The sequence below is a fragment of the Nocardioides sp. genome (assembly GCF_016462705.1).
Lineage (GTDB): Bacteria > Actinomycetota > Actinomycetes > Propionibacteriales > Nocardioidaceae > Nocardioides.
Genome location: NZ_JAEMSS010000154.1, coordinates 1 through 9854, shown reverse-complemented (window position 1 = coordinate 9854; position 9854 = coordinate 1). Strand labels below are relative to the sequence as shown.

At 71.7% G+C, this 9854-nt stretch carries 9 protein-coding genes and 1 pseudogene; 4 read left to right on the top strand and 6 right to left on the bottom strand.

Features of this window, described 5'->3' with window-relative positions:
• Window positions 1-13: 13 nt before the first annotated feature.
• A pseudogene (locus tag JHD21_RS21925) lies at window positions 14-406 on the top strand (serine hydrolase domain-containing protein); the annotation flags it as partial.
• A 140-nt stretch (window positions 407-546) separates the two neighbouring features.
• Here JHD21_RS21925 and JHD21_RS17030 read toward each other — a convergent pair.
• Window positions 547-729: a hypothetical protein gene (locus JHD21_RS17030; RefSeq protein ID WP_292677589.1), complete on the bottom strand. Its 183-nt coding sequence runs from the start codon at window positions 727-729 to the stop codon at window positions 547-549.
• Window positions 730-866: 137 nt separating this feature from the next.
• On the opposite strand from JHD21_RS17030, the gene JHD21_RS17025 reads away from it, so the two are divergent.
• Window positions 867-1784, top strand: a complete 918-nt coding sequence (locus JHD21_RS17025; protein ID WP_292677587.1) for a LysR family transcriptional regulator — start codon at window positions 867-869, stop codon at window positions 1782-1784.
• A gap of 18 nt (window positions 1785-1802) precedes the next feature.
• Window positions 1803-2198: a limonene-1,2-epoxide hydrolase family protein gene (locus JHD21_RS17020; protein WP_292677585.1), complete on the top strand. Its 396-nt coding sequence runs from the start codon at window positions 1803-1805 to the stop codon at window positions 2196-2198.
• On the opposite strand, the gene JHD21_RS17015 is transcribed toward JHD21_RS17020, so the two are convergent.
• Genes JHD21_RS17015 through tmk form a run of 3 tightly spaced genes read right to left on the bottom strand, consistent with a single transcriptional unit; the run spans window position 2195 to window position 5634 of the window.
• A complete protein-coding gene (locus JHD21_RS17015) occupies window positions 2195-3793 on the bottom strand; it encodes an alpha/beta hydrolase (RefSeq protein WP_292677583.1) in 1599 nt (532 codons plus the stop codon). The genes JHD21_RS17020 and JHD21_RS17015 overlap by 4 nt on opposite strands.
• 27 nt (window positions 3794-3820) lie before the next feature.
• Window positions 3821-4972, bottom strand: a complete 1152-nt coding sequence (locus JHD21_RS17010) for a DNA polymerase III subunit delta' (RefSeq protein ID WP_292677581.1) — start codon at window positions 4970-4972, stop codon at window positions 3821-3823.
• Complete coding sequence (tmk, locus tag JHD21_RS17005) at window positions 4969-5634, bottom strand: dTMP kinase (RefSeq protein ID WP_292677580.1); 666 nt, start codon at window positions 5632-5634, stop codon at window positions 4969-4971. The genes JHD21_RS17010 and tmk overlap by 4 nt, the downstream gene beginning before the upstream one ends.
• Before the next feature lie 179 nt (window positions 5635-5813).
• Between tmk and JHD21_RS17000 the strand changes: the two genes are divergently transcribed.
• Window positions 5814-6722 (top strand): hypothetical protein, encoded by a 909-nt coding sequence (locus JHD21_RS17000; protein ID WP_292677578.1) that lies wholly within the window; start codon window positions 5814-5816, stop codon window positions 6720-6722.
• A 12-nt stretch (window positions 6723-6734) separates the two neighbouring features.
• On the opposite strand, the gene JHD21_RS16995 is transcribed toward JHD21_RS17000, so the two are convergent.
• Both JHD21_RS16995 and topA read right to left on the bottom strand, forming a co-directional pair.
• Window positions 6735-6860: a hypothetical protein gene (locus JHD21_RS16995; RefSeq protein ID WP_292677576.1), complete on the bottom strand. Its 126-nt coding sequence runs from the start codon at window positions 6858-6860 to the stop codon at window positions 6735-6737.
• Window positions 6861-7230: 370 nt separating this feature from the next.
• On the bottom strand, window positions 7231-9854 hold a 2624-nt coding region (gene topA, locus JHD21_RS16990; RefSeq protein ID WP_292677574.1), incomplete at its 5' end, for a type I DNA topoisomerase.

Below are 9854 nucleotides of genomic sequence, written 5' to 3'. Positions count from 1 at the left end.
GCGCTACTCGAACCTGGGGGCGGGGCTGCTCGGCCACGCCCTGGCGCACCATCGCGGGACGTCGTACGGGCGGCTGGTCGCCACCGAAGTGACCGCGCCGCTCGGCCTGGGCGACACCGTCGTGGACCGCTCCGCGGACCAGGTCGCCCGCTCGGCCACCGGCCACACCCGGCGAGGCAAGGCCCACCGGACCGCGTGGCGGTTCGACGCGATGGCTGGCGCGGGCGCGCTGTGGTCGACCCTGGACGACATGCAGGTCTTCGTCCGGGCCCACCTCTCCCCACCGGAGGACGAGCTGGGCGCGGCGATCAGGCTGGCCATGTCACCGCACCTCGCGGCGAGCGGAGGGCCCCACGGCCTGGGCTGGATCCGCACGCCGGGGCGAGGTGGACCGGAGGGCTGGTTCCACAACGGGGGGGACCGCCGGCTTCCGCTCGATGGTGATGGTCTGTCCCGAGGCGCGCCGGGGCTCGGTGGCCCTGGGCGGCTGCGACCGCTCCGTGGACGGCCTGGGGATGGTTCTGACCCTCGGGTGAACCGGCAGCTTCAGGCCGCGACGGTCTCCACGACGGGCCGGCTGACGGCCTTGCCGGTGAGCATCGTCTGGTCGGCGCCGCACCAGCAGGTGAACGCGACGATGATGCCGTGCTCGGTGTTCACGAGCGAGGTGACCTGGCTCGGGAAGATCAGCTGCCGGCGCTCGCACGCGGTGCAGGTGTGGTCGAACATGGGTCCTCCTCGTCGGGATGTCGGGGCCGGACGTGGTTCCGGCTCGGGGCGACCACTCCAGTCTGACGCGCACACAGACATAGGGGTAGCCTCGCTTTCCGATGCGATCTCAAGGCTGAGCCTATAGATTCGGGAGCATGCTCTCTCTGCACCAGCTGACCGTCTTCCTGGCCGTCTACGAGCAGGGGTCGCTCACCCGGGCCGCCGAGGAGCTCGGCTACGCGCAGCCGTCGGTGTCCGAGCAGATCCGCGGTCTCGAGCGGACGCTGGGCGTCACGCTCTTCCGGCGCGTGGGGCGCGGGGTCGTCCCCACCACGGTCGCCGACACCCTCCGGCCGCACGCCGAGCGCACGCTGGCCGCCGCCGAGGAGACGCGCCTGGCAGCCCAGCGGGTCAAGCGGTTCGAGACCGGCACCATCCGGTTCGGCATGTTCGGCGTCGCGCGGCTGTACGCCGGTGCCGGGCTGGTCGCGGACGTGCTCGCCCGGCACCCCGGCGTACGCGTGGAGCTGGTGGGGCAGAACTCCAGCGAGGTGGCGGAGGACCTGCGCCGGGGACGGCTCGAGGCGGCGATGATCGCGATGCCCTCGGTGGAGAGCGAGGGCATGCAGGTCACGCCGGTGGCCCGGGACGAGATCGTCTACATCAGCGCCGACCCCGAGACCCTGTCCTCGCCCATCACGGCCAAGAAGCTGGCCCAGGCCTCCCTGGTGATGCCGGAGACCACCTGGCGGTCGACCGACTCGGTACGCACCCTGCTGCGCCAGATGCTGCACGAGACCGGAGTCAACCCGGCCACCCGGATCGAGGTCGAGGACGTCGAGATCGCCGTCGAGCTGGTCGGTCTCGGCCTGGCCGACTCGGTGATCCCGCGCGGCGCCGCCGTCCAGCTGCTGCCCCGGCTGGCGCCCAACGCCGGCTGGGTGTCGATGAAGCCCAAGCTCTACGACATGTTCGCGGTCGTCCACCGCGCCGGAGCGACGCTCTCCCCGGCCGCGCAGCTGATGATCGAGCTCGCCACCAAGCGGATCCAGTCCATCGCCACGCCGATGTGAGGACTAGCGTCGGGCCGCGTGAGCGACGCCGAGATCCTGGTCCGGGACTTCCTCAACCTGCTGGCCGTGCCCGACACGGCGGCCGCGGTCGAGCTGCTCCATCCCGACGTCGAGTGGCGCAACACCGGGCTGCCGACGCTGCGCGGGCGCAAGGTCGGCGGCGCCCTGCTCGACCTCGAACGACGCGGTGTCGGGGTGGTCATCGAGGTCCACCACGCCGCCGCGACCGGCGACGTGGTGCTCACCGACCGGACCGACACCATCACGTTCAAGCGCTACCGGACGTCGTTCTGGGTGCGCGGCACGTTCCGGGTCGAGGACAGCCGGATCATCCTCTGGGACGACGCGTTCGGATGGGGCAACGTGCTGCGCGGATCGGTCGCCGGGCTAGGGCGTCTGGCTCTCGGGCGCTAGCACTCCAAGCCGTCCTCGGGAACCGTCCCGTCGACGAGGTAGTCCTCGAGCGCCGCGTCCACGCAGTCGTTGCCGGAGTTGTAGCCCGTGTGACCATCCCCGTCGCGGCTGACCAGCACGCCCGACTCGAGCTGGTCGGCCAGCGCGACCGCCCACTCGTAGGGCGTCGCGGGGTCGCGGGTCGTGCCGACCACCACGATGGGAGCGGCGCCGGCCGCCTTGATCTCCCGGTCCGGCTCGGAGGACTCCACCCGGATGCCGTCGCAGCCGATCAGGCCCCAGGCGAACACCTCGCCCAGGGTCGGTGAGGCCTCCAGGAACTGCGGGACGTAGTCAGGGACCTCGTCGGGGGTGACCGCGAACGGGTCGTCGAGGCAGTTGATCGCGTAGATCGCCTCGGTCGAGTTGTCGGCGTAGGAGCCGTCCCGGTTGCGCGAGGCGTAGGCGTCCGCGAGGAGCTGCAGCGTCGTGCCGTCACCCTCCAGCGCGGTCTCGAGTCCCTGGTCCAGCAGGTACCAGTAGTCGCGGTTGTACAGCGGGGTGATGACACCGAGGAAGCCGGTCCCGACGGTGAGCTCGCGCTCGTCCAGCGTGGGGATGGGGTTCTCGTCGAGGTCGGCCAGGACACCGGCGATCGTGTCCAGCCCCTCCTGGGTGCTGTCGCCGAGGAAGCAGTCGCCCTCCTCCACGCAGTTGTCGACGTACGCCGTCAGCGCCCGCTCGAAGCCCGCGGCCTGGCCGAGGCTGAGCGAGACCGAGTCGAGGGAGACGTCGACCGCGCCGTCGAGGACGAGCCGCCCGACCTTGTCCGGGAACAGGTCGGCGTAGGTGGCGCCGAGCTTGGTGCCGTAGGAGGCGCCGAAGTAGCTGAGGGTGTCCTCGCCCAGGGCGGCCCGCAGCACGTCCATGTCGCGCGCGGCCTCGACGGTGGTGACGTGGGCGACGATGCCGTCGGCGCCGCCGTCGGTGTTGGCGACGCACCCGGCCCAGAACTCGTCGAGCCCCTCGACCACGTCGCCGATCTCCTCGGCGTCGTCCGGGACCGGGTCGGCCCTGAGGAACTCGTCCATCCCCTCGTCGGAGAGACAGTCCACCGGTGCGGACGCGCCGGTGCCGCGCGGGTCGAACCCGACGACGTCGAAGCTGTCGGTGAGCGCCGAGCGGAAGACCTGGCTCGCCTGCTCGGCGTACGACGTCCCGGGTGCGCCCGGTCCGCCGGGGTTGACGACGAGCGAGCCGACCCGCGAGGAGGGGTCGTCGGCGGAGTCGCGGAGGACCTCGAGCTGGATGGTCGCCCCACCGGGCGCCGCGTAGTCGACGGGCACGGTCAGCCGGCTGCACTCGAAGCCGTCACGGCACTCCTCCCAGTCCAGCTGCTGGGAGTAGAACGGCGCCAGGTCGGGCGCCGGCGGGTCCGACGATCCCGGGTCCGGGGTCGGCTCGACCGTCGGCCCGGCGGGCGTGGTCGGCGCCGACCCGGGGTCGGTGCCGTCGGTCGAGTCGTCCGACAGGGCCGAGATCGCCAGGCCGGCCCCGGCGAGCAGCAGCGCGATCACGATCAGGATGGCCACCGCGCGCGTCGTCGAGTCCTTCACCCGCACATCATGGCGGGTCGATCCATCTCACCCCGGCACCTTGAGCGCGACCATCATCGACTCGAGGGCGAGCGGGACCGGGACGTTGAACTCGAGCATCTGCTCGCGCGCGTCGAAGATCCACCCGATCCGGCGCAGGTTGAGCTCAGGGGTGGACGTGCGGGCGACCTGCTCGACGTCGCCGCGGATCTCCTCGTTGACCAGCGTGCCCGGGACGCCCATGCCGATCGCGATCGCGTCGCGGTAGACCGAGACGAGGTCCATCAGGCCGCGGTCGACGACGTCGAGCACCCGGCGCTTGGCCCGGGTCTTCTGGCCCTTCTCGAGCTCGGAGAGGGCCGGACCGTACTCCCGGGGTCGGCGCCCGCGCTCGACCACGCCGTAGGCCGTGTCGAGGTCCGCCTTCTCCCGGGCGTCGAGCTCACCGGTCATCAGCTCCGCCTCCTCCTTGGCCACGTCGGCCAGGTTGGCGGCGGCGGTCATGCAGGCACCGAGGCTGGTCAGCCTGGCGGGGTAGCCGACGATCTCGCGACGGCGGTTGCGCGTGCCCTCGTCGCGGGCCAGCGCCCGGGCCCGCCCGATGTGTCCCTGGCTCGCCCGGGCGGCGTACGCCGCGAGCCCGGGATCGACGCCGTCGGCGCGCACCAGGAACGCCGCGACGTCCTGGGTCGTCGGCGTGGTCAGCGTGACCAGCCGGCAGCGCGAGCGGATCGTGGGGAGGACGTCCTCGATCGTGGGCGTGCACAGCATCCACACGGTGTGCGGTGTCGGCTCCTCGATGGCCTTGAGCAGGGCGTTGCAGGCCTGCTCGGTGAGCCGGTCGGCGTCCTCGACGATGATGATCTGCCAGCCGAGGCCGACAGGTCGCATCGCTGCCCGCCGCACCAGGTCGCGGACCTCGGCCACGCCCAGCGACAGCTTCGCGGTGCGGACCAGGGTGACGTCGGCGTGCGAGCCGGCCAGCACGGTGTGGCACTGGGGGCAGGTGCCACACCCCTTGGCGTCCGGGTCCTCCTGCTCGCACTCGAGCGCGGCCGCGAACGCGATGGCCGCGTTGGAGCGACCCGATCCGGGCGGCCCGGTGAACAGCCAGGCATGGGTCATCCCGTGCCCGCCCGCGGCGGTGCGCAGCGTCTCGACGGTGCGGTGCTGACCGACGAGGTCCTCCCAGACGGTCATCCGCGGGCCTCCGCGGCGGCCGTGGCCCGGGCGAGCAACGGGGTCACCCGCTCGAGGATCCGGGCCGCGAGCTCGTCGCGGTCCGCCCGGGCGTCGAGCACCAGGTAGTGGTCGGGGTCGGCCGCCGCGAGGTCGAGGAACGACTGCCGGGCCCGTTGGTGGAAGTCCAGCGACTCGGCCTCGATCCGGTCCCGACCCTCGAACCGGCCCAGTCCGTCGCGGGGGTCGACGTCGAGGACGACCGTGAGGTGCGGCCGGAGGTCGCCGGTCGCCCACCGGGCGACCTCCTCCACCTCACCGATGGCGAGACCACGTCCGGCCCCCTGGTAGGCCAGCGTCGTGTCGACGTAGCGGTCGGTGATGACGACCTCGCCCCGCTCCAGGGCTGGGACGACGACGGTGTCGACGTGCTCGGCCTTGTCGGCGGCGTAGAGCAGCACCTCGGTGCGGTCGGACAGCTGCCCGGTCTCGGGGGACAGCACGATCCTGCGCAGCTCCGCCCCGACTCGGGTGTCTCCCGGCTCGAAGGTCAGCCGCACCACGTGGCCCAGCGACTCAAGCCGCTCGGCGAGGAGGCGGGACTGGGTGGACTTGCCGGAGCCCTCGCCGCCCTCGAAGCAGACGAAGAGCCCCTGTGGCAGGTAGGTCCCGGTGAAGTCCATCTCGGTGAACATATAGCGGACCACCCCACGAGAAAGGTCCCCCAGGCCCTTGGCCCGTTGCCGGGCCCCGATCGATGTGCCGCTCTCGTGGAGTGGTCGCTGCGGCGACCGTAGGCAACCAGATGTCGAAACATGTCGACCCGGTCACGTCCGGTCGACTCTTCGGTGACACTGGGTGGATGACGGGGGTCGAGGCGGGGCGTGCCCTGTGTCGTCTCCTGGCCGACCCGGCCCGGCCCTACCGGGCGATGTGGGAGCGCCGCGGTGTCGCCTACCGGGGCCGGGACCTCAACCAGGCGGCCGTCGCCAAGGTGGTCGCGGCCTACCTGGTCGACCGGGGCGTGCTCAGCGAGTTCGAGGAGGGCGACTGGCCGCGGGCCCGGCGCGACTGGGTGCGCAGCCGCCTCAGCGGAGCGCTCCTCACGCACCTCGACCTCGAGGTGTTCATGGACGCCTTCGCGTTCGACGTCGGCGAGCGCGACCGGCTACGGCACATCCTCGAGAGCGACTCCACCCCCATGTTCGTCCCGGGCGAGATCCGGCTGGAGGGGCTGCCCGACCGCAGCACGTACGCCGTGGACCGGACCCGTGACGAGCACGTGCTGGGCGCCGACGGCCTGCCGGCGTACCACCGGACGACCCAGACCGTGCGGGCGCTCGCCGACGACGTGACCGCCTGCCTCTACCTCTTCGACGCCGACGCGGTCACCGTGGAGGTGTCCTCGGGAGGCACCGCCGACGCGCCGAGACAGGTGTCGGAGGGCATCTGGGCGGTGGTCCTCACCCTCGACACGCCACTCCGTGCCGGCGAGTCGTGCGACCTCACCTACGTGACGACCTTCGACTATCGCGAGGCGCCCGCGCCCGTGCTGCGCCGCGCGGCCCTGCCGCACGAGGTCGAGCTCGAGATGGCGGTCTCCTTCGAGCCCACCCGGCTCCCCGCCGCCGTGCACCTCAGCACCTGGGCGACGGTCACCGACCCGCAGCCCGTGTCCTCCGTGCTGGTCGACCTGGACGAGCGGCACCGGGTCTCGGCCAGGTGGACGGCGGTCCGGGCGGGCCTGGTCGGGTTCAGCTGGACCTGGTGACGCGACCGTCGGTCACCGCTCGGACGAGTCCTGGTCCTGGTTGTGGCACTGCCACCGCGACAGCTCCCGGCGCTGCTCGACCGAGCAGTCGTCGGGCGGCGCACTGAGGGCGATCGAGACGCCCAGCCCCGTCCCCACAGGGACAGGAAGGCAGTGAGTACCGCCAGCGAGGCGTCCGCGCTCCTCCACACCCACCAGGTGACGGACGGGGGGACGACGAAGCCGAGCAGGCCGACGACCCAGGGCAGTGCCGCCCAGACGCCCCCTCGGTCGCCGCACGCACCGCCTTGCGGAGAGGCCGAGGCCGGTGGAGGCCCGAGCAGGCCGCACTCCTCGGCAAGGGTCAGGAAGCCCACCACGTAGGTGACCGCGCACGCCGCCAGCGTCACGACGAGCAGTGCCACGACTCGCGCCGCGCGGGCTGCCGTGCTCGGGGGAGGAGGGTCGGCGTCCACGTCCCCAGGGTGGGTGGGCCCAGGACCCGCGTCGATGGAGCCGACTACTCAGCTCACGACTTCTTGGCCGTCTTCTTCGCAGCCTTCTTGGTGGTCTTCTTGGCCGTCTTCTTGGCGGCCTTCTTCGCCGTCTTCTTCGCGGTCTTCTTGGCCGGCCCGCGCTCGCGGCGGTCGGCCAGCAGCTCGGCCGCGCGCTCGATCGTGATCGACTCGACGGTGTCGTCCTTGCGCAGGGTCGCGTTGTACTCGCCGTCGGTGACGTACTCGCCGAACCGGCCCGACTTCACCACCACGGGCTGGCCGGAGACCGGGTCGGGGCCGAGCTCCTTGAGCGGCGGGGCGGCGGCGGCCCGGCCGCGCTGCTTGGGCTGGGCGTAGATCCGCAGCGCCTCGTCGAGACCGATCGTGAGCAGCTGGTCCTCGGAGGTGAGCGACCGGGAGTCGGTGCCCTTCTTGAGGTAGGGCCCGTACCGCCCGTTCTGCGCGGTGATCTCCTCACCGGACTCCGGGTCGGTGCCGACCACGCGTGGCAGCGAGAGGAGCTTGACGGCGTCGTCGAGGGTGATCGTGTCGAGGCTCATCGACTTGAACAGCGACCCGGTGCGCGGCTTGTCGTTCTTCTTCGCGTCCTCCGGCAGCACCTCGGTGACGTAGGGCCCGTAGCGGCCGTTCTTGGCCACCACCTCCAGGCCGGTCTCGGGGTGGACGCCGAGCTGGATCTCCTCGCCGGCGGGGTTGGCGAACAGCTCCTTCGCCTTCTCCATCGTCAGCTCGTCCGGCGGCAGGTCGTCGGGGACGTTGGCGCGCCTGCCGGTCGGGTTGCCCTCCGGGTCGTCGGGGTCCGGGCCCTCCAGGTAGGGCCCGTAGCGACCGACCCGGAGGTTGATGCCCAGCGCGGGGTCGCCGATCGGGAACGTCGCCAGCTCGCGCGCGTCGATCTCGCCGAGGTTGGTGATCAGGTCGTGGAGCCCCTGGACCCGCTCGGAGCCGTAGTAGAACTCGGCGAGCTCGGTGACCCGGTCCTTGCGGCCGGCGGCGATCTCGTCGAGGACGTCCTCCATGCCGGCGGTGAACTCGTAGGAGATCTGGCGCGGGAAGTGCTCCTCGAGCAGCCGGATCGTCGAGAACGCGATCCAGGCCGGGACCAGCGCCGTGCCCTTCTTGTAGACGTAGCCCCGGTTGATGATCGTGCCGATGATCGACGCGTACGTCGACGGGCGGCCGATCTCGCGGTCCTCGAGCTCCTTGATCAGGGTGGCCTCGGTGTAGCGGGCCGGCGGCTTCGTCTCGTGGCCGTTGGCGGTCAGCGTCGCCGCGGAGACGGCGTCGCCCTCGGCGAGCTCGGGCAGCGGGACCTGGTCGTCGTCGCTGCGCTTGCCGCCTTCGGTGCCCTCGACGTACGCCTTGAGGAACCCGTGGAAGGTGATCACGCGCCCGGAGGCCGAGAACACCACGTCGCGGCCGTCGGCGGCGGCCCCGCCGATCCGGACCGAGACCGACTGGCCGACGGCGTCCTTCATCTGCGACGCGACCGTCCGCATCCAGATGAGCTCGTAGAGGCGGAACTGCTCGCCGGTCAGGCCGGTCTGCGCGGGGGTCTGGAACGTCTCGCCGGAGGGCCGGATCGCCTCGTGGGCCTCCTGGGCGTTCTTGACCTTGCTGGCGTAGGTGCGCGGTGCGTCCGGCAGGTACTCGGCGCCGTAGAGGTCGCGGACCTGCGACCGGGCGGACTGGACGGCGCCGTCCGACAGCGTGGTCGAGTCGGTGCGCATGTAGGTGATGAAGCCGTTCTCGTAGAGACGCTGCGCCACCGACATGGTCACCGAGGCGGACATGCCGAGCTTGCGGCTGGCCTCCTGCTGGAGCGTGGTGGTGCGGAACGGCGCGTAGGGCTGGCGCCGGTAGGGCTTCGCCTCGACGGAGCGGACCTCGAACGTCGTGTCGCTGAGCGCCTGGACCAGGGCCTCGGCCGCGGTGCGGTCGAGGTGGACCCGGCCGCCCTTCTTGTCCTTGAGCACGCCGTCGTCGCCGAAGTCGGACCCGCTGGCGACCCGGACGTCGTCGATGGCGTGCAGCTTGCCCGGGAACATCCGGGGCTCCTTGGTGGCGCCCGCGTCGAAGGTGCCCTCGAGGTCCCAGTAGGACGCGACCCGGAAGGCCATCCGGTCGCGCTCGCGGTCGACCACGAGGCGGGTGGCGACGGACTGGACCCGGCCCGCGGACAGGCCGGACATGACCTTCTTCCACAGGACCGGGCTGACCTCGTAGCCGTAGAGCCGGTCGAGGATGCGCCGGGCCTCCTGGGCCTCGACGAGGTCCATGTCCAGGTCACGCGGGTGCTCGGCGGCGTCGAGGATGGCCTGCTTGGTGATCTCGTGGAAGACCATCCGCTTGACCGGGACGCCGTCCTTGGGCTTCAGCTCGTCCAGCAGGTGCCAGGCGATCGCCTCCCCCTCGCGGTCCTCGTCGGTGGCGAGGTAGAGCTCGTCGGCGTCCTTGAGCAGCGTCTTGAGCTTGGCGATGTGCTGCTTCTTGTCCCGCGGCACCACGTAGTAGGGCTCGAAGTCGTGGTCGACGTCGACCGCGAGCCGTCCCCAGGGCTTGTCCTTGATCTTGGCCGGTGTCTCGGCGGCGCTCTGCGGGAGGTCGCGGATGTGGCCGATGGAGGACTCGACGA

What these genes read in the sequence shown, in the direction of transcription:
- JHD21_RS17030 (WP_292677589.1), bottom strand. Translation starts at nt 729, where the DNA reads ATGTTCGACCACACCTGCACCGCGTGCGAGCGCCGGCAGCTGATCTTC.
- JHD21_RS17025 (WP_292677587.1), top strand. Translation starts at nt 867, where the DNA reads ATGCTCTCTCTGCACCAGCTGACCGTCTTCCTGGCCGTCTACGAGCAG.
- JHD21_RS17010 (WP_292677581.1), bottom strand. Translation starts at nt 4,972, where the DNA reads ATGACCGTCTGGGAGGACCTCGTCGGTCAGCACCGCACCGTCGAGACG.
- tmk (WP_292677580.1), bottom strand. Translation starts at nt 5,634, where the DNA reads ATGGACTTCACCGGGACCTACCTGCCACAGGGGCTCTTCGTCTGCTTC.
- JHD21_RS17000 (WP_292677578.1), top strand. Translation starts at nt 5,814, where the DNA reads ATGACGGGGGTCGAGGCGGGGCGTGCCCTGTGTCGTCTCCTGGCCGAC.